Annotated in this window: 16 protein-coding genes; 2 read left to right on the plus strand and 14 right to left on the minus strand. The window is 35.2% G+C overall.

Annotated features, from left to right (window positions below; all coding sequences use genetic code 11):
• Window positions 1-101 precede the first annotated feature (101 nt).
• Entirely contained in the window at window positions 102-1,514 is a 1,413-nt protein-coding gene (locus DYR29_RS05425) for an APC family permease (protein WP_142717982.1), read from the minus strand.
• A 142-nt stretch (window positions 1,515-1,656) separates the two neighbouring features.
• Between DYR29_RS05425 and DYR29_RS05430 the strand changes: the two genes are divergently transcribed.
• On the plus strand, window positions 1,657-2,154 hold the full coding sequence (locus tag DYR29_RS05430) for a DUF4920 domain-containing protein (protein ID WP_213279628.1): 498 nt from the start codon (window positions 1,657-1,659) through the stop codon (window positions 2,152-2,154).
• 391 nt (window positions 2,155-2,545) lie between these two features.
• Here the strand turns inward: DYR29_RS05430 and DYR29_RS05435 are convergent, their stop codons facing one another.
• Complete coding sequence (locus DYR29_RS05435; RefSeq protein WP_213279629.1) at window positions 2,546-3,655, minus strand: M14 family zinc carboxypeptidase; 1,110 nt, start codon at window positions 3,653-3,655, stop codon at window positions 2,546-2,548.
• 970 nt (window positions 3,656-4,625) lie between these two features.
• On the opposite strand from DYR29_RS05435, the gene DYR29_RS05440 reads away from it, so the two are divergent.
• Complete coding sequence (locus tag DYR29_RS05440) at window positions 4,626-5,162, plus strand: helix-turn-helix transcriptional regulator (protein ID WP_213279630.1); 537 nt, start codon at window positions 4,626-4,628, stop codon at window positions 5,160-5,162.
• Between the two features lie 483 nt (window positions 5,163-5,645).
• Here the strand turns inward: DYR29_RS05440 and DYR29_RS05445 are convergent, their stop codons facing one another.
• From DYR29_RS05445 to DYR29_RS05500, 12 genes are all read right to left on the minus strand, one after another.
• A complete protein-coding gene (locus tag DYR29_RS05445) occupies window positions 5,646-6,812 on the minus strand; it encodes a proline dehydrogenase family protein (RefSeq protein WP_213279631.1) in 1,167 nt (388 codons plus the stop codon).
• Between the two features lie 63 nt (window positions 6,813-6,875).
• Window positions 6,876-7,805 carry a UbiA family prenyltransferase gene (locus DYR29_RS05450; RefSeq protein WP_213279632.1) on the minus strand — a complete coding sequence of 310 codons (930 nt, stop codon included), beginning with the start codon at window positions 7,803-7,805 and terminating at the stop codon, window positions 6,876-6,878.
• Window positions 7,806-7,815: 10 nt separating this feature from the next.
• A complete protein-coding gene (locus tag DYR29_RS05455) occupies window positions 7,816-8,742 on the minus strand; it encodes a mevalonate kinase family protein (RefSeq protein WP_213279633.1) in 927 nt (308 codons plus the stop codon).
• Between the two features lie 134 nt (window positions 8,743-8,876).
• Complete coding sequence (locus tag DYR29_RS05460; RefSeq protein WP_249413623.1) at window positions 8,877-10,955, minus strand: M12 family metallo-peptidase; 2,079 nt, start codon at window positions 10,953-10,955, stop codon at window positions 8,877-8,879.
• A 261-nt stretch (window positions 10,956-11,216) separates the two neighbouring features.
• A complete protein-coding gene (locus tag DYR29_RS05465) occupies window positions 11,217-12,707 on the minus strand; it encodes an MFS transporter (RefSeq protein WP_213279634.1) in 1,491 nt (496 codons plus the stop codon).
• Window positions 12,708-13,195: 488 nt separating this feature from the next.
• The gene (locus tag DYR29_RS05470; protein WP_213279635.1) at window positions 13,196-14,374 is read right to left on the minus strand and encodes an acetyl-CoA C-acyltransferase; all 1,179 of its coding nucleotides are present in this window, start codon (window positions 14,372-14,374) and stop codon (window positions 13,196-13,198) included.
• A 58-nt stretch (window positions 14,375-14,432) separates the two neighbouring features.
• Complete coding sequence (locus DYR29_RS05475; protein ID WP_213279636.1) at window positions 14,433-14,843, minus strand: hypothetical protein; 411 nt, start codon at window positions 14,841-14,843, stop codon at window positions 14,433-14,435.
• Window positions 14,844-14,845: 2 nt separating this feature from the next.
• Window positions 14,846-15,250, minus strand: coding sequence for a hypothetical protein (locus DYR29_RS05480; RefSeq protein WP_142717992.1), 405 nt, complete (start codon window positions 15,248-15,250; stop codon window positions 14,846-14,848).
• Window positions 15,251-15,569: 319 nt separating this feature from the next.
• Entirely contained in the window at window positions 15,570-16,952 is a 1,383-nt protein-coding gene (locus tag DYR29_RS05485; RefSeq protein WP_213279637.1) for a nucleoside permease, read from the minus strand.
• Between the two features lie 21 nt (window positions 16,953-16,973).
• Window positions 16,974-17,573, minus strand: coding sequence for a bifunctional nuclease family protein (locus DYR29_RS05490; RefSeq protein WP_213279638.1), 600 nt, complete (start codon window positions 17,571-17,573; stop codon window positions 16,974-16,976).
• A 189-nt stretch (window positions 17,574-17,762) separates the two neighbouring features.
• The gene (locus DYR29_RS05495) at window positions 17,763-18,710 is read right to left on the minus strand and encodes an electron transfer flavoprotein subunit alpha/FixB family protein (RefSeq protein WP_047425435.1); all 948 of its coding nucleotides are present in this window, start codon (window positions 18,708-18,710) and stop codon (window positions 17,763-17,765) included.
• Window positions 18,711-18,795: 85 nt separating this feature from the next.
• The gene (locus DYR29_RS05500; RefSeq protein WP_047425433.1) at window positions 18,796-19,542 is read right to left on the minus strand and encodes an electron transfer flavoprotein subunit beta/FixA family protein; all 747 of its coding nucleotides are present in this window, start codon (window positions 19,540-19,542) and stop codon (window positions 18,796-18,798) included.
• Between the last annotated feature and the right edge of the window lie 162 nt (window positions 19,543-19,704).

Consider the following 19,704-nt stretch of genomic DNA (forward strand, 5'->3'; position numbering starts at 1 on the left):
TTTTCACCAAATAATTGTTACAATACCTTAAAATATTATTCAAAAAGAAGGGCCTTCAAACTGAATTGAAAGCCCTGAATCTTTTATATCTTTTATTTTATTTAAGCATCTGCCTTTTTTCGGTTGATAAAATAATATACCGGAAGTCCCAGCAATACCAATACAAAGCCCGGCCATGTGTACTGCTGTTTGTAAATTAACAGTAAAATACAGAAACACGTTCCTATGAGAAGGTAAATAACAGGGGTTACCGGATAAAGCCATGTCTTGTAAGGTCTTTCCAGTTCCGGCTGTTTCATTCTTAAATAAATAACTCCAAAAACCGTAATCATATAGAACAGAACAATCACGAAAGAAATCATATCCAATAAATTCCCGTACTGTCCACTCAGACACAAAATAGAAGCCCAAACTCCCTGCATCCATAAAGCATTTTCAGGAACTTCATTTTTATTGTTTTTAACTGCCGACTTGAAGAACATTCCGTCTTTTGCCATGGTCTGGAAAACTCTCGCTCCAGCCAGAATTAATCCGTTATTACATCCAAATGTAGAGATCATAACCAATAAAGCAATGATGATAGTTCCTGCACTTCCAAAAATATTCTGAGACGCAGCTACCGCTACTCTGTCATTGGCTGCAAATGCAATCCCGTCTCTGTCCAGAGCATTTAAGTATACATAGTTTACTGCTATATAAAGAATCATTACAGCAGAAGTACCGTAAATCATCGATTTTACTACATTTTTTTTAGGATTTTCAATTTCACCGGAAACAAAGGTTACACTTTCCCATGCAACAGAACTGAAAACAGAACCTACCATGGCAGCAGCAATTCCACCCAGCAAAGTCATTCCGCCAATCGGTTCCCAGCCTTCTTTAAGGAAATTGCCACTCAAATCTTTTTTAAGATTATTAAAAGAGTCTGTTCCCCAGCTGAAGTTTTCTGATAAATGAGAAATATCTACCAATATAAATCCGGCTGCTATTAAGCCTAATAATGCAATGATTTTAGAACCCGTGAAGATATTCTGAAGGATTTTACCACTCTCTACCCCTCTTGTATTGATATAAGTAAGCAAAACAATAACGGCAATCGCCAGAATCTGTATCCAGGTGATCTTAAACTCACCACTTTGAAAAATTGGAGCAGCATCGTTCAGTGAAGGGATCAGATAGGCCGTAAATTTACCAAAAGCCATCGCTACTGCAGCAATTGTTCCGGTTTGTATTACAGTGAACAATCCCCAGCCATAAAGGAATCCCATCCTTTTACCGAAAATTTCTTTCAGATAGGTATATTGTCCGCCGGCTTTCGGAAACAGTGCAGAGAGCTCTCCATAGCTTATTGCTGCTGCTACAGTCATTATCCCTGTAATAACCCACACCACAATCAGCCAAAAACCTGATCCCAGGTTTCGCGTCATATCAGCACTTACAATAAAGATCCCGCTTCCGATCATAGAACCCATTACCAGCATGATGGCGTCCCATAGTTTCAGTTTTTTTTGCATAGTCAAGTATAGGGGTCAAATATAATCAAATCTCTCTTTGATTTTGAATTTTATTGAAAAATCCTTGAAACAGCTGTTTTTTATCATTTTTAAATCGGTTATGATTCGATATTAATTAGTATTTTTGGGAAAAATATTAAACATGAAATTTAAATCAATATTATTGGGTGCAGGTTTAGTGGCTTCTTCATTAGCGTTTGCTCAATCTGGTCCACCGGAGGGAAAAGCTTTAGTAGGTGATACTTATGGAGGTCAGGTAACCTCATCCGCTGAATCTAAAGCGATCACAGTAGATAAATTGAATAAACAGCTTAAAAAAGACAACAAAAAAGTTGAAAATGTAGCTGTTAAAGGAAAAGTAACTGATGTTTGCGATAAAAAAGGATGCTGGCTTACCATTCAGACTGAGGATAATTCTAAGTTTTTTGTAAAAATGAAAGACTATGCCTTCTTTGTTCCTACAGCTTTAAAGGGTAAAAACGTGGTATTGGAAGGTAACGCAGAAAGAAAAGTAACTTCTGTAAATGAGCAGAAACATTATGCGGAAGATGCCAAGAAGCCACAGGCAGAAATTGATGCGATTACACAGCCTAAAGAAGAAATCAGATTTGTAGCAAACGGAATAAAAGTGGTTAACTAAGCTTTAATTATTGAATAAAATCTAAATTTTATATTTCCAAGATTAGGTTTTGGCTAAAGCCAGATGAGTATTTATTAGAGTGATAATGGGCTAAAGCCCATTCCTATTGGTACTAAATTATTTTATGTTCAATTTAATACTAATCTATTACAAGAAATAAGTATAAAAAAATAAAGCCGATGTTTTTTTAATCATCGGCTTTATTTTTGGAGTCATTTTAATTTATAAAAAATGTTGGATTTATTGTAAAACCATTAAGGAAAAGTTAAGAAATAAAGTATAGTTAAGATAAATCATGCTAATTTTTAAGCTTAAAGCGAAGCTTATCTTAATACCCTTAAACCCTTATTACATCTTAATGGTTCAAAAATAAAAATTTAAATAAGTTTTTTTAATCTTCAATTTTAAAATCTACTACAGAATCCAGTTTCGGATATTTAGTGGCAGAAATAAATTTCTTTCCGGTACAGTCTATTTCCAGCCAGCCTTTTCTCTTATTTACGTCTCCGGCCTCCATTACAAAAGGAATAAAAGAGATTTCATCTTTCCCTTCTTCTTTGATCTCTCTGTACTGAACTGCTATATCCAAAATACATTCATGGTCTGTATTCAGTCTTACATTTCTGTAAACGATATCATAATGCGTTTCTTGATTTTCAGGGATATCCAGATAAGTTTCCCAGCCTGTAATATCAGAGTTCAGTTCACTGATAGCCTTCAACGCATAATAAAGAGCGATAGTATAATATTTTCTCGTTCCTTTTCTGGTATAATCATCTACAAAGTGTCCGCCTTCAAATAAGATCGTAGGCATTCCGGCTTTGATGAAATTGTCTCCTGTGGAAGTAGGATAAAATTCGTCAGAATATCTTCCGATCTGGTTCGGGATCATTTCTTTCAAATGGTTATATACACTTGCAATCACTGCCATACATTTTTTCCTGTTTTCAGTCACATTACGTTCTACATTTTCTGAAGGTGCCAGGAAGGAAAGCGTAGCGGGATGAATACCGTCAGTGGTAAATATGGTTCTCTGCTCATGAAGGTTTAATGCATAATCATACTTTTTTGAAGCGGCAGCATGTTTCAGAAACTTAATCTCTTTACTGGCTTCGTTATGAAAATCTCTGTTCAGATCAATATCAGCAGCATTTAGTCTTGTCCATCTTTCAGATCCGTCCGGATTCAGCATGAATATAAAATCAAGCTGTATTTTACTGAACAGTTCCTCTTTCATTTCAGGTGCTTTATCAAGACTCACCAAAAGGTCCAGCATCGCATGGGTAGCGTTGGATTCATTTCCGTGCATTTGTGACCAGGCTAGTACCTGAATCTTTCCGGTTCCTATAGTTAACCGATAAATAGGCTTATCCAAATACGATGTTCCGATCTCCTGAATATAATCGCTGAGATTCGTCTGTAGGTAAGAAAATAATTTTTCAGGGGAAATATAGCGATTTGAGAAATCGGGTGTCTGAGAATAGATCTGTTCAAAATTCATCTTGAGAAATAATTTACAAGAATCAAATTTAACCATTTTTAGGCAAAAACTTAAATTAACATTTGTAAAAAAAAATAAAAATACAGGAATTTACATTTGACATGTATTTTTAGAATAATTTACAAGTATTAAATATCATTGTTTTTATCTAATAGAACTTAGTTAACATCTGTAATATTGTTAAACAGTCTATAGTGACAAATTGTCTGTTGATAAAATTGTGGATTGCGAATAATTTAATTGTATTAATTTAAATATCATTAAATCAATTAGTTATAAAGTTTATCTAAATTATATTTAGAATATTACTTGAAGTGTAAAAAAGGCTGTTTTAGCTGTTTTGAGGGTTATTTTATCAAACATAATAATTGTGGAAAACTTTGTTATTTACTCTGTTATACAAATGTAAATAGCTGAAAAAATAGAAATCTTCCCAGAAATTCTAGTTAATTTATATTTTTTGGGACTAATTTAGCAGACAATAAAAATTGTTGTTTAGCATAAGTTCATTTTTCTTCAATAAGGAGCTATATCAGCTTAAATCAAGGAGTTTACATTAGTAATTTACTACTGTAACACCCTAAAATAACTATTATAATGCTTAAAATAGACATTTATCAGTATCATGACTCCCGAAAAAGTAATTTAGTCGATTATTTATGTAAACAGTAAAAAGAACTCATTTTAAGAGACTAAATTCCTTTTGAAGACATCATAATTTACAATTATAAACATGTATAAGAGGTAAATATTGGAATAATATTGCATCTTAATACTTGCACAAGATATACTGCAAGAGGTTAAGATTATTATTAAATACAATTGTAATTTATATATAATTGATTGATTTAAAATATCTTATTATTTATTTACAATTGTATACAAATAATAATTTCAATTATTTACATTTGTATTTTGCAATTGTAAATTATATGAGTTACATTTGTAAAATAATTAAAGGCTTATTTTTATGAGTTTAAATGAAAGAATTTCCAAAATTATAGAATATTCTAATCTTACTCCTTCTGAGTTTGCTGATGAGATAGATGTGCAACGTTCTTCCATTTCACATATTACGTCAGGAAGAAACAAACCGTCTCTTGAATTTATCATAAAAATAAAATCCCGTTTTCCGGAACTTCTGTGGGATTGGCTGGTTACGGGTGAAGGTGAGATGCTGAAATCCCAGCTACCCGAATCTGAAATTAACGAAGAACATACCGAAGAGGAGAAAATAAAACCGACTCCACTACCCGATCTTTTTACGATGATGAATGACGATGATGAATTCGGAAGTGATGAAACAGAGGTGGAAGTTCCAAAATCAAGTGCTGGAGAATCGTTTATATCAGCCCAGGATAAAGCCCCAGAAAAAATATCCGATTCTCAGCGATTAGAAAATTCCAGTGATCAAATATTAGGACAAATACTTGGTAATCAGACTAATAAGATAAAACGTATTGTTTTGTTCTATGAAAACGGAAAATTTGAGAGTTTTGAGCCTTAAAAATAAAAACCTGATCAAAGAAAATGATCAGGTTAAAAAATATTTGAAGAAGAAAACTAAAGCTATTGCTTTATTTTTTTTTGAATTGGATGGGATCTCCAGCTGATGGAATTTTTATCTTATGATGATTATCTATCCCACAATATGTTTTTATAATTTCGGCTGTTTATTAGGGTAATACTTTGCTTATGTATTTGGAGAAATTTTATCACAGGACAGTATCCTGATGGTAAATGAAAATATTTTCATGCATTGGTTTTTTATGGCTCTATCAAATATAAAAATTTAAAATCAAATCAGCAATGAAAATAATATTATTTTAACATATAATTAATGTAAGTAATAATTACGTCGATTATTATTAATTTGATTCAAATTCAAAAATATGATCCTCAGGAACAGCTTAGCTTCTGTATTGAAGTTGATTGCAATAAAAAAGGCCCGCAAATCTGCAGGCCTGGCAGGTATAGTAAAACAATATTATTATTTCTTTCTTCTTTCCAGTTCTTTTTTGATAAGTCCCAGCTCTCTTCCGGTTTGTCCGGCTACAGAAGTGTTTTCTCTGGCTCTTCTCGTCAGATATGGTACAACATCCTTCACAGGTCCATATGGAAGATATTTAGCCACATTATAGCCTTTATCAGATAAATAGAAGGTAATATTATCACTCATTCCGTAAAGCTGCCCGAAATAAACATGTGGATTGTCAGTGTCCAAAGATTTTGCTTTCATTTTATTCATAATCAGTTCTGAAGAGATTTCGTTATGGGTTCCAAAGAAGGCAGAAACTTTATCCAGATGATTCATAACAAAATCGATTCCTGCATTGTAATTCTTATCTGAAGCATCTTTGCTTGGCTGGATAGGATCTGCATATCCTTTTTCTGCTGCTCTGGCTCTTTCTTTTTCCATGTAAGCACCACGAACAATTTTGTACCCGATGAAGTAATTTTTCTCTCTTGCTCTCTGAAGATTAGCTTCCATATATTCCAGTCTTCCTGTTCTGTACATCTGGATGGTATTCCAAACGATAGGCTTTTGCTGGTTATACTTCTCCATCATTTCTTCGCAAAGGTGGTCTGCTGCATCCTGCATCCAGGTTTCTTCAGCATCTACCATTACTTTTTTATCATTTTCGTGGCAAAGACTGCATACCTCATCAAACCTCTTTACCACCCTTTCCCATTCTTCTTTCTGGCTGGTAGTAAGCTCCGCTCCTTTTCCAACGGCTTCATAAAGATCAATTCTTCCGAAAGCCGTAGGTTTGAATACGATAAAAGGAATGGCCGGATTTCCCACTGAGAATCTAACAATATCCTTAATTTCTTTGCAAACCGCATCAAAAGTTTCTTCATCTTCCTTCCCTTCAATAGAGTAATCGAAAATACTTCCAACTCCTCTTTTGAACAGCTGTTTCACAGCTTTCATACTTTCTTCACGGGTTTCACCACCACAGAATTGCTCAAATAAGGTATTTTTTACAATTCCGTTAACGAAAGGAAAATTGTTGTGTACTGTAAAATTCAGGATAGATGTTCCAAGGCTTGTAAGAGCGGGCTGTTCAATCATTTTAAACATCCAGTAAGCCTTTCTCAATTGTGCATCAGACTTGTCTGCAAATGCAACTTTAGTATCATTAAAAATGGGCATTCCTATTTATTAAATTTAGTTATGCAAAGGTAATAATAACCTCAGTTTATTTAAAGATTTTTTTTATAATTTATGCTCTATCCCGTTTAAAAGCATTGCAATAATTCCTACGAAAACCCAGAACCGTAATATATTCAAAGTAAAGAAGTTACTTCTCCGGGAATCATTAATAAGAAGATAAATACATAATATCATGATAAAAAGTCCTCCGGCAAAATAATAGGCCATGAATCCGGTAACCCCTGTTTTGGTAATAAGTTTCATAGAAACGGCCATGGTAACCATGAGTAAAGACGTAAGGATAAGTTTTGTATTTCTGCTTTTAAAATAATTAGGAATTGTAGTATATCCAAATGTTTTGTCCACACTTTTGGTAAGGGTATCTTTCACAATATCAATGCAAAGTAAGATAAGGAAAAGAAAGACCGCCATCAGGAATACTTTTTTTGAAAAAGTTTCGTAGTACACCATCATTCCAAAGAACGGATATAAGGTAAGGCTGACGAAGGTAAGATTGTTTACAATGAGTATTCTGCTCAATTTGTGGCTGTAAAACCACATAAAGAACTGATAAACAACAAAAAAAACAAAAACATTATGGGAAATCATCCAGGCCACTCCCAAAGAAATAGCGCTGAGTGCGAGGTAGGCGTATAGAAAATATTTCTGCTTGATAAAGCTCTGAACCCTTGTTCTGAAAGGTTTTACAATGTGGTCCTTTTCCAGATCATAAAACTGATTGATGATGCCACCAGCGAGAATGGTTAGAACCGTACAGAAAATAATACCATGTACTTTGAAATCAAACACAAATTTTCTGAAAGATTCATCCTGATTGAACAGGAAAAAAGTTGAAACATAAAGGGCAAATGTCAACAGAGCTGCTACAAAAAAACGAGCTCCGAGCATAAAGCCCACGAATTGTGAAAATCTGTACAGTAAAGATTTTGATACGTAATTTTTAGATTGGAAAGTTTCTTTTTCAGAATTCATTCCAACCTGTTTAAAATCTGTAAATCACTTCTTTTTGGAAGCCTTCAAGCATTTTTTCTGCTTTTGCATAGTCTTTAGTAAATCCTAAGATATAGCCGCCTCCACCGCTTCCGCAGAGTTTAAGATAATAAGCGTTAGAATCCAGACCTTTTTTCCAGATATTAAAAATACTTTCAGGAATCATTGGACGGAAATGTTCATACGCCCAGTGAGAAAGTTTTTTCAGGTTTCTGAAGAAAGGATTCATATCTTTTTTAAGGAAAGATTCAATACATGCGTTGTTGTAACGGATAAATTCTTCTTTCAGGGTTTTGCGGAAACCTTCAGTCTTCATTTTTTCAAAGAAAATCTGAATCATAGGACCTGTTTCCCCTGTTATCCCGGAATCAATAAGGAAAATAGCTCCTTTCCCTTTTTCTCCTTCCGGAATATTTACCCTGTCTAAATTTTCTTTATTTTCGATAAGAATTGGCAGGTTCATGTAACAGATCAAAGGATCCATTCCTGAACTTTTCCCGTGGAAATAGCTTTCCATTTCACCGAAAACAGCTTTTAATTTTTTAAGATTATCTTTTGAGATATTCTCAGGATTGAGTTTGCTGATTGAATATTTTTCAAAAATAGCTGCAACCAAAGCTCCGGAACTTCCCACTCCATATCCCTGAGGAATATTGGAATCAAAGAAAAGTCCGTTAGAAATATCATTTTTGAAGCTCCCGATATCCAACTTAAAATCGTCGGAAAGATCAAGTGCTGTAAGAAATTCAGAATATTTCTGCAGATGCCTGTTGGAATTCAGTTCAAATTCTGAACTCAAATCTGAAAATTTCAAAGTTCCTTTATAGAAGCTGTAAGGTACTACAAGCCCCTGGGAATCTTCAATCATTCCGTATTCTCCAAACAGGATTATTTTTGCATAAAATAAAGGGTTGGTCATATTGACAATAAATCTTTTTGCAAAGTTAAAAATTATTCCGCTGAATATAAGCAAAACTCAGGCCGAATTTTTTCTATATAAATATACGAAAAAAGCCTGATAATATCAGGCTTTTACAAAGTTTTATTTAAAAATTACTGTTTGATCAGTTTTTTATTAATGGTCTGCTTCTCTGTTTCTACAGTAATCACATAGTTTCCTGTCTGAATTGAGGAAAGGTTTATTTCCTGTTTATTCCCTTTTAAAGAAGAATCGGAAGCAACCAGCCTTCCTGCTTCATCATAGATTTTATATCCTTTTAATCTTTCTTTTGAAGAGAGAGTTATCATGTTTTTGGCTGGATTCGGATAAATATCTATTGAATTATTTTTGATATTGATATCTTCTACTGCTAAAACATTGCAAGAGAAATTCGCATTCCAGCCGTTTCCTGTAACGCCTCCATCTGAAACAAATCTTACTGTTATAGCACCTGAAGGATCTGTTGATGTAAACGGACCGGGTACAGTACTTCCACTCAGATTATTTCCATTGGCGAATAATGGTGAAGCCGTAGAAGGGCCATTATACACATACATAAAATCATAGCCTTGTTCAAGATCGAATGTTGTAAATGTCATTGTCATAGATGAGCCCGGAGTAGGATAAAATGTTTTTATAAGGTCTTCATTATCTTTATACTGCCCCGTGGAACCTCCTGTATCTAAAAACTGAGTTCCATCACACCATGCTCCGTCAGTCAGGAAAAGTTTTGATAACTGGAATGCATTTGGTCCGCTGCAATCTGTTCCTACACTTAGTCTGTAATAAGATGCCGGTTGTAGATTTGAAAAATTAAAAGACTGTGTATTAACATTTCCTGAAGATACTGCTGCTCCGTTTGCTGTTGTCAGCTTATATTTCCATGCTGTTGAAAGAACGTCTGTAAAAGTGGCATTTGCAGAAGTCTGTGTGATATTGTTAATGTTAAAATTCGTGATGGATGTAGGGCAAGATGCGGTACAGTTAGTGCCAAGACATCCTTTTGAATCTATTATATTTCTGATCAATGTTCCAGGCTGTACACCAAAACCATTCGCAAAATTAATCCCTACGCTGCTTACCAAATGGCAGTAACTCATAATAGTTCCTCCGCCTGCAGCAGGAAGTGCAGCCGTACAACCTTCGTTATTTCCTGAAGCAGGCCCACAGCCATCAATAGCTGTATTATTTCCGTTCCAGAAGCATGAGTGAGTATGGGGTGAACCTAAATTATGCCCAAGTTCATGCGTCATAGCTTCTATATTCCATGAATAGGTTGGCACATTTTGATAGGTGAAATTCGTACCACAATAAGAATATCTGTAATCAGTACATAATGAATTTACATAGGCGATACTTGTTGTAGCAGGGTTTCTTAATAATTGAGCCACATCACCGTTAAAAGAGGTTCTGGTGGTTCTAAACTGGCTCAAAATTGTGCTTGGTGAGCCTGCATAGGGATCAGTGGTTGTCCAAACAAAAACTTCGCTTAAAGCCACATTAATATTCTCATTTGCATACAGTGTTGAAACATTATTATGCATAGCAGTTACCCAATTGGTTGTAGTGGTGGTATTGCTTCCATTTTGGGTATATGGACCGAAACCTGCTTCATAGTATATTCTTACGCAGTTGTCTGTTTTCTTTTTGCTGGTATTATTAGGGTTGAAAACCGGTCTCTGAACCTGATTTTCTTTCAATCCGTCTACATCACAGGCAAATGGATTAGAGCCTGTTAATTTAGAATCTGAATAGCTTACAAAATCTTCAGAATTTTTAGCTTTCCCTACCACTATATTTCCTAATTCAAGGGTAGAAGCAACTCCTACAATATCGTTATTGAAGAAACTAAAAGCCACGATAGAAGCATTATCCCCTTTCACAATTCCCTGATAATACACACCTGGTGTATACTGTACTTCTATCCCTTTATCTGTAACTACTTTAAAATCGTTGGTTAAGATCTGATGTCTGTACATTTCAACAGTGATCTGTCTGCCGCCATCAAAGGGAAAAGAGATTTCAAGAAAATCAGGTTTATCTCGGATTAATCTTTTTAGTTCTGCAGGCTTCAAAGACATCACGGTAATATCTGTTGCTGCTTTTTTGTATTCAGCTATTTTATCTGCAGATTTATCTGTATCAAATAAGGCATAGGTTTTAAGTTCTGATTTCCGATTGTGAAATTCCAAAACTTTTTGAGCAACGGGCTTTAAATTTTGAGAAAAACAAAGAATAAAACATTGCAAAAAACAAATTAATAGAAACTTTTTCATGATTTTGATAATTTTTTCATTTTCACAAATAAACAAAAAATATCAACACATAGTGAAAAAACATAGCCGTATTCTAGTATTAATGGTAATTCTATAAATAAATCAAATCAATTAATCAAATAAATGTTTTTTATTCTTTAAAATAAAAAAAGACGTTAAAAATAACGTCTTCCAATTTTATAAAGTTTCTCTGTCGGTTCTCATTTTAACCTTCAGGAATCGTATTAAAATTAATCCTGCTGCAAAGAATAACGTCATGGACAATGCCGCGATACGCATATTATTAAAATGCTCAATCAATGTTGCAAAGATGAATGTCCCGATGATGATGGCAATTTTCTCCAATACGTCATAGAAACTGAAATACGTTGTATTTTCCATTGAGTTTTCAGGAAGCAGTTTTGAGTATGTAGATCTGGACATCGCCTGAAGACCTCCCATTACCAAACCTACTACTGCAGCAACTCCATAAAACTGGTATTCTACTGTAGGGTTTTCCTTATTCAGGAAATAAGCCCATAAACAAGCTATAATCCATAGTATGATGGCAATTGAAATAACATTTTTGTTCCCGATTCTCTTAGATAGTCTTGAGAAAATAACAGCTCCGATAATGGCTTCGATCTGAATGACCAAAAGGGTTCCGATCAGCTTATCCTGTGCCAGGTTAATTTCACTTTTCCCAAATAAAGTAGCCATAAGGAAAATCGTCTGCATTCCTACACTATAAAAGAAGAAACTTGACAGGAAGAATTTCAGGTTTTTATCTTTGAAAAGCTCTCCTCCTACTTTAAACAGTTCATGGAAACTTTCTTTTGCAATGTCCTTGTAGAAACTCAGGTTATCTTTTAATACTTCAAAAAAACCTCCCTGCTCTTTATGTTTTTTGAAGATATTCTTGTAGTTCAATAATACAAGATCTTTAGGAAGTTTATCTTTCACATCCCCAAACTGAGGAAGGTGTTTGAACGTATACTGAGAGAAACCAAACCACCAGGCTCCCGTCAATAAGAAGCTGATTCTTGTAAATAATAACTGCTGTGCTGCTCCTTTAGCAAAAACCTGAATAAGGACTAAACAGATCACCACTAAAACGACAGAACCGATATATCCGTAAACATATCCTCTTGCAGAAAGTGCATCCTGCCTGTCCGGTGTGGCAATATCCGGAAGAAAGGAGTTATAAAACACCAGACTTCCCCAAAAACCTACACTGGCGGTAATGCTGAAGAGAAGCCCAAGAAATACATTATGCATTCCTGTAAACATCGCTAATCCCATACATGATGTTGCTCCCAGGTAGCAGAAAAACTGCAGGAATGATTTTTTGTTTCCGATTGTATCCGCTAATGAAGATAAAAACGGAGACAGTAATACTACAATAAAGAATGATATTGTAAGTGAATATCCGTATACAGCATCCGGCTGATATCCTTCTCCAAAAATTTTGATTGTATGTCTTACCGGGACATCAATCCATGTTTTGGTTTCTGCTACATATTCCTTTTTCTCATACGCTGTAGTAAGAATAGAGTAATAAATGGGGAAAATAGTAGAGGTAATCACCAGGGAATACACGGAGTTTGCCCAGTCATATACAGCCCAGGCTTTCATAATCTTCGGATTATTCTTTATGTTTTTAGGCTGTCGATTCTCAGTTTCAGACATTTCAAATATATATTAGTAGCACAAAAATAAAAAAACCATTAACAAATGGATAAGTTTTTAAAAAAATTATCCATTTGTTAATGGTAATATATTCTTAAACAGAATATTAGATATTGATAAATGTATTTTGTTGTTGGGTTACTATTCTTTTTATGGTGCCAGTTATGAACAAATCTGCCGAAATCAGCATATTTATATCCTGTGGATCTTCATCATATCTTCATAAAGACTATTTAATCTGGTTTTACAGACATATCATAAGGTTATGTAAGCCCTCTTTATCAGTCCGAAACACTTCTATCAAGGTTCTGAACACCTCTGCATATGTCATCGATACTGTCTGTAGAGTTATATAACCGGAAATTTTACTATAATAACCTAAAGAGCATGGTAAATAACCGTAAGAAAACACTTTGTAACCAAAAAAGCGGGGTTATAAAACCCCGCTTTTTGACTTTGAAACCATATATTATGGCTTTATCTGTGTATTAGATATTTTCAATAACGATAGCAGAAGCTCCGCCACCTCCGTTACAGATTGCTGCTGCACCGTATTTAGCATTATTTTGCTTCAATACGTTAATCAATGTAACGATGATTCTTGAACCTGAACTTCCCAGTGGGTGTCCTAATGCTACAGCTCCTCCGTTTACGTTTACTTTAGCAGCATCCAATCCTAAGATTTTGTTGTTAGCCAATCCTACTACTGAAAAAGCTTCGTTGAATTCGAAGAAATCAATATCAGAAACTTCTAATCCTGCTTTTTTAAGAGCAATAGGTAATGCTTTTGCAGGAGCAGTTGTAAAGTTTTCAGGCTCATGTGCTGCATCAGCGTAAGAAACGATTTTTGCAAGAGGCTTCAAACCAAGTTCTTCCATTTTTTCTTTGGAAACCAGGATCAATGCAGAAGCACCGTCATTCAAAGTAGATGCATTAGCTGCGGTTACTGTTCCTTCTTCTTTTTTGAATACGGTAGGAAGAGTTGAAATTCTGTCGAAGTTTACTGCTTTGTATTCTTCATCTTCAGCAAAAATTACAGGCTCTCCTTTTCTCTGAGGAATAGAAACCGGTACAACTTCTTCAGTGAATTTCCCTTCGCTCCAAGCTTTTGCAGATCTTTTGTAAGATTCTACAGCGAAGTTATCCTGATCTTCTCTTGTGATATTATAGTCTGCCGCACATTTTTCTGCACATACTCCCATATGCACTTTGTTGTATACGTCTGTAAGACCGTCAAGCACCATCCCATCAAGCATTTTGATATCGCCTAATTTTGTAGCTACTCTTGCATTGTAATAGTGAGGAACTAAAGACATATTTTCCATACCTCCGGCAACAATTACGTCTGCATCACCAGCTTTGATTGCCTGAGCAGCCATTGTTACAGCTTTCATTCCTGAAGCACAAACTTTATTAACTGTAGTAGAAGGTGTATTGATTGAAAGACCTGCTCCTAAAGCTACCTGACGAGCCGGTGCCTGGCCTTCTCCTGCCTGCAGAACATTCCCCATATAAATTTCCTGAACAGCATTAGGATCTAAACCAATTTTATCCAGTGCTCCTTTTACAGCAATTGCTCCCAGTTTTGTAGCCGGAACTGTTGACAAGCTTCCCATAAAACTCCCCATAGGTGTTCTTACTGCGGAAACGATGAATACTTCTTTCATGTATATAATTTTTATTTTTAGCTAAATGGAACAAAGATTCCATTTTATTAGGTTGAATTTATTTCACTTTTACATAAACCACATCAAACTGAGTTCCTTCAATTTTGGTATTAACTTTCAGAAGGTTATCCTGAGTTGCTATAATTTTATTATTGAATACATCTCCTACCTGTACGGGATTATCTTTATCAGATTTCTCCATAATGATTGCTTTGTAGTTGCAGTCATCCACAAAAACCAATGTTGATTTGATATAGTCTTTTCCATTATTGAAATATTCAGTCTGAACATTATCTTTAATGGTCATATGCCATATTCCTTCCGGGTAATTGGGTCTTACAAATTTACCTTCTTTTATATTGGCACATTTAGGCGGATTATCCGGTTTCTTCTGATTTGCAGTCTGCGCATTAATCTGTGTAGCTGCCACCAGCAAAATTCCTGCGGAAAATATTTTTAAGAAGTTCATCTTTATAGTTGTGTTCGATTATTTACTTTTTTGCTTCCTCCTGCAAAAACCAAAAGGAAAGCTCCTAAAAATTCTACAGCCCAGCCCCATTTCAGCTTAACGATTCCGGCAAAAGTTTCCTGCCATGATTTGAATGGTAAAAAGCTAAAGTATTGCAAAGACTGCATCTTTACAGCGAATAAGGTAAATGCAAATAAAAGGATAAGCAGAATACCAAAAAATCTTACGATTTTTACGCTGTTATTGACAATTCCAAAAACTGCACATGCAGCAAATATCCAACATGCAATAGCCAGATAATGATCAAGTTTCCAATAGTTCCAGTTCCCAATGACAGGTACATGCACCAAGGGTAAAAAACTACCTGCTACGACTAGCAGTAATCCTAATAACTGAATATTTTTCATATTTACTAAAGTGCCAAAATACAAAAAAAAACACACTTTTAAATAATGTGTTTTAAAAATAGGATTTCTTTACCCGAACACTTGTTAGTTATAAAAAAGTCTCAATATTATTATTTATTATACAAAGAAAAAGGTTATTTATTATTAAATTAAAAATTAAAATTTACGATCTTTATCCCGATCTGAAGTCCATATTTTTTCTTCAGCAAAGCATTGTCATTGAAAGCGGGTGTAAAGTCTTCCGGAAAGCAACATTCTTAAGATATTAAATTGCATTTTTTTAAAATGCAATTTAATATCTTAAGAATGTTAATTTTAATTAATGCTTTACTGATGAAACATCTTCCGGGTTGTGTTTATGTTTAAACAATACAGCAAAGAATATAGCCAGCACCAGTGAATAAATGGCAAATGAAAGCCATATCTGCTGCCAGTCTTTTACCATTACCACAGATGAAAGAGTTCCGTCTGAATTAACCGCCGCATTGAAACTATTTTTCAGAATTTCAAGGAAAGTAGGATTATCAGGTGTAGTTTCCAGATAAGTGGATAAATCTGAAGCGGTTGTAAATTTGTGGGTAAAGAATTTATCAATAGCCCAGCCTGCAATATAACTTCCAAAAACAGCTCCGAAACCGTTGGTCATCATCATAAATAACCCCTGAGCTGAAGAACGTATTTTTTTATCTGTAGTTGTTTCTACAAAAAGTGATCCTGAAATATTAAAGAAATCAAATGCCATTCCGTATACAATACATGAAAGGATGATCAGAGAAAGTCCAAATCCGTCCGGAACACCATAGGCAAAGAACCCGAATCTTAAAACCCAAGCCAGCATAGACATCAGCATTACTTTTTTAATTCCGAATTTCTTCAGAAAGAAAGGAATCGCCAGAATAAACAAAGTTTCTGACACCTGAGAAATAGACATGATAATAGTAGATCTCTGTACTACAAATGAGTCCGCGTATTTAGGAAAATGTGCAAATTCACTTAAGAAAACATCTCCATACGCATTGGTAAGCTGAAGTGCAGCTCCTAAAAGCATTGAAAATAAAAAGAACAAAGCCATTTTATAATTTCCAAAAAGCTTGAATGCATTCAATCCTAATTGTTCAGACAGCGGCGAATTTTTATCAATCAGCTTTTGTGGCGGACATTTTGGTAAAGTAAGAGCATAAATTCCTAAGAATATAGCTACAGCACCTCCAATATAAAACTGCCCTTCCGTAGCTTTATTTCCACTAAGGTTAGTGATCCACATGGCTACAATAAAACCAATGGTACCCCATACACGAATAGGCGGAAAATCTTTCACGACATCCATGTTGTTATTTTTCAGGATCGTATAAGAAATAGAGTTCGCCAATGCAATGGTAGGCATATAAAAACACATCGCCACAAGCATCACCGAAAAGAAAGAATTCGGGTCTGCAGAATGAGGCAACACGAAAAGAATAACCCCATAAAGGATGTGTAATACTGAAAATATACGCTCCGCATTGACCCAGCGGTCAGCAATAATTCCAGTAATGGTTGGCATAAAGATGGAAGCAATTCCCATGGTTCCGAACACAGCTCCAAACTGAGTCCCTTCCCAATGTTTTGTGCCAAACCAGAAGTTTGCCATCGTAATCAGCCATGCTCCCCAAACAAAAAATTGGAGGAAACTGAGGATGGTCAGTCGTAATTTTAAATTCATAGTTTATATAAAAAGTATCTCTTAGTCAATTGTCTTTTTCCTTCTCTTGATTTCTTCCTGGATTTCAAGAGCAGTATCATAGTCTTCTTCTTTAACGGCATCCTCCAGTAATTTCTGAAGTTCTTCCATAGAAAGAGATTTTAAGTTGTCTTCTGTCTGTACAGTTTCTGAGAAAGACTGGTCTTCTTTGGCAACATCTTCCAGTTCTAATAAAATCCCGGCTTCATTCAGAACCTGCTGTGTGGTAAATATAGGTGCATCAAATCTTACCGCCATTGCAACAGCGTCGGAAGTTCTGGCATCGAGGATTAGTTCTTCATCATTCACTTTATTTCTAAAGTTAATATTGGAGAAGAATACACCATCTACGATCTGATAAATGATCACAGAGATCAGTTCATAGTTGGCAGAGACTATAAATTTTGTGAATAAATCATGAGTAAGAGGACGCGGTGGATGAATATCTTTTTCCAGTCCGAGTGAGATAGACTGGGCTTCGAAATTTCCTATAACAACAGGTAATTTTATGTGTGTTTCTTCATGCTCCAGTAACAATGCGTACGCCCCTGATTGTGTCTGGCTGTACGATATTCCGCGAATAATTAGCTGCTTATAATCCATAGCTACAAATATAGATTAATTTTTCATTGTGATTTTACTTTTTTACGCAAAAATAAAAGCCCGGAAAGCCGAGCTTTTATCTGTATTGTTGATGATTGTCAAACGTCAATAGTGAATTTTGCTTCGCAAGTGGATTATTTAATTAAAAATTGACGAGCAAAGCGAATTGACTATTCACAATTCACTTTCTTATCCTTTTATTGCTTTAATTTTCTCTGTTAATGCAGGAATAATCTGGAAAGCATCTCCTACTACTCCGTAATCAGCAGACTTGAAGAATGGTGCTTCAGGATCACTGTTGATTACTACTATAGTTTTTGAAGAGTTTACTCCGGCAAGGTGCTGAATTGCCCCTGAAATCCCTACAGCAATGTAAAGATTCGGAGAAATTGCCTTACCTGTTTGTCCTACGTGCTCTGTGTGAGGTCTCCATCCGATATCAGAAACTGGTTTAGAACATGCTGTAGCTGCTCCTAAAACGTTTGCTAAATCTTCAATCATTCCCCAGTTTTCAGGTCCTTTCATCCCTCTACCGGCAGAAACAACAACTTCAGCTTCTTTAAGGTCTAATTTACCTGAACTCTGCTCGTGAGAAATCACTTTAGTATCTTCATTAGCTACTGAGAGATTTTTCACTTCTTCTGAACCTGATACTGCATTTTCTTTAACACCGAAAGCGTTTTGAGAAACCGTAACGATTACTCCGTTTCCTTCAGCTTTTGCATGCATAAAACCTTTTCCGGAGAATGCTCTTCTCTTTACCTGGAAAGGAGAAAGGCTTTCAGGAGCTTCCAAAGCATTAGTAATTAAAGAATAGTTCTTCATTACAGAAAGCATCGGAGCAATTGAAGAAGCATCAGTTGTGTGAGGGAAAACGATGATGTTTCCGTCAGCTACTTCACTTACAGCCTGTGCGAATGCTTTTGCTGAGAAATTTTTAAGACCTTCGTCTTTGATATTTATAACGTTTGATGCTCCATATTTGTATAATAAATCTGAAGAATCTGTTGGGTTTACAGAGATTGCCGTAACGGTATCTCCTGCTTTATCAGCAATAGCTTTAGCGTAAGAAACTGCTTCAAAAGCTGCTTTTTTGTAAACTCCGTTTATATTTTCTGCGTATACGAATACTGCCATTTGAAATTTGTTTAGGGTTTAATGTTTAAGATTCAGGATTGCCCAATGCGTCGTCTGAATCTTTTTACTTTTTACTTGGTTCTTATTAAATTACTTTAGCTTCTTCGTGAAGTAATCTTACCAATTCATCCAGGTTGTCAGGAGAAACCATTTTCACAGCTGCTCTTGGTGGAACGCTGTCATAAGATACTCCCTGAACTTTTACCTCTGAAGAAGCAGGCTCTACTACCTGTAGAGGTTTTGTTCTTGCAGACATAATTCCTCTCATATTCGGGATGATAAGGTCTTTTTCATCTACCAATCCTTTCTGACCAGCAATGATAGCCGGTAATTTTACAGAAATAGTTTCTTTTCCTCCTTCAATTTCTCTTACTGCAGTAGCTTCGCTTCCGTTTACATCTAATCCTACTGAAGCGTTTACGAAAGGTTGGTTCAATAGCTGAGCCACCATTCCCGGAACAGATCCTCCGTTATAATCGATAGATTCTTTTCCGCAAAGAATAAGATCATATCCTCCGTTTTGAGCTACAGCTGCAATTTCTTTTGCTGTAGAATAGCTGTCTTTAGGATCAAGATTTACTCTTACTGCATCATTGGCACCAATTGCTAATGCTTTTCTGATTACAGGTTCTGTACCAGCATCTCCTACGTTGATTACTGTTACTGTTGCTCCCTGAGATTCCTGAAGTTTAACCGCTTTTGTCAATGCAAATTCGTCTAGCGGGTTGATTACCCACTGAATTCCGTTTTTGTCGAAAGCAGATTTATCTGCTGTAAAGTTAATTTTGGAAGTAGTATCCGGAACACTACTAATACAAACTAATATTTTCATGTGTACTATTTTATTTTTTCCCTTTAATGCATCAACCCATGATGATTTCTGCAGAGATTTTGTTTGAATTAATTTTTGCTAATATAAGCAAAAAATATATTATGCATGCATAATATATATTGATTTGTTATTCAGAGCATTAAAATTAACAAAACGCCCTAT

Origin of the sequence: Chryseobacterium indologenes, assembly GCF_018362995.1 — a bacterium.
Lineage (GTDB): Bacteria > Bacteroidota > Bacteroidia > Flavobacteriales > Weeksellaceae > Chryseobacterium > Chryseobacterium indologenes_G.

What these genes read in the sequence shown, in the direction of transcription:
- DYR29_RS05425 (WP_142717982.1), bottom strand. Translation starts at nt 1,514, where the DNA reads ATGCAAAAAAAACTGAAACTATGGGACGCCATCATGCTGGTAATGGGT.
- DYR29_RS05430 (WP_213279628.1), top strand. Translation starts at nt 1,657, where the DNA reads ATGAAATTTAAATCAATATTATTGGGTGCAGGTTTAGTGGCTTCTTCA.
- DYR29_RS05435 (WP_213279629.1), bottom strand. Translation starts at nt 3,655, where the DNA reads ATGAATTTTGAACAGATCTATTCTCAGACACCCGATTTCTCAAATCGC.
- DYR29_RS05440 (WP_213279630.1), top strand. Translation starts at nt 4,626, where the DNA reads ATGAGTTTAAATGAAAGAATTTCCAAAATTATAGAATATTCTAATCTT.
- DYR29_RS05445 (WP_213279631.1), bottom strand. Translation starts at nt 6,812, where the DNA reads ATGCCCATTTTTAATGATACTAAAGTTGCATTTGCAGACAAGTCTGAT.
- DYR29_RS05450 (WP_213279632.1), bottom strand. Translation starts at nt 7,805, where the DNA reads ATGAATTCTGAAAAAGAAACTTTCCAATCTAAAAATTACGTATCAAAA.
- DYR29_RS05455 (WP_213279633.1), bottom strand. Translation starts at nt 8,742, where the DNA reads ATGACCAACCCTTTATTTTATGCAAAAATAATCCTGTTTGGAGAATAC.
- DYR29_RS05465 (WP_213279634.1), bottom strand. Translation starts at nt 12,707, where the DNA reads ATGTCTGAAACTGAGAATCGACAGCCTAAAAACATAAAGAATAATCCG.
- DYR29_RS05470 (WP_213279635.1), bottom strand. Translation starts at nt 14,374, where the DNA reads ATGAAAGAAGTATTCATCGTTTCCGCAGTAAGAACACCTATGGGGAGT.
- DYR29_RS05475 (WP_213279636.1), bottom strand. Translation starts at nt 14,843, where the DNA reads ATGAACTTCTTAAAAATATTTTCCGCAGGAATTTTGCTGGTGGCAGCT.
- DYR29_RS05480 (WP_142717992.1), bottom strand. Translation starts at nt 15,250, where the DNA reads ATGAAAAATATTCAGTTATTAGGATTACTGCTAGTCGTAGCAGGTAGT.
- DYR29_RS05485 (WP_213279637.1), bottom strand. Translation starts at nt 16,952, where the DNA reads ATGAATTTAAAATTACGACTGACCATCCTCAGTTTCCTCCAATTTTTT.
- DYR29_RS05490 (WP_213279638.1), bottom strand. Translation starts at nt 17,573, where the DNA reads ATGGATTATAAGCAGCTAATTATTCGCGGAATATCGTACAGCCAGACA.
- DYR29_RS05495 (WP_047425435.1), bottom strand. Translation starts at nt 18,710, where the DNA reads ATGGCAGTATTCGTATACGCAGAAAATATAAACGGAGTTTACAAAAAA.
- DYR29_RS05500 (WP_047425433.1), bottom strand. Translation starts at nt 19,542, where the DNA reads ATGAAAATATTAGTTTGTATTAGTAGTGTTCCGGATACTACTTCCAAA.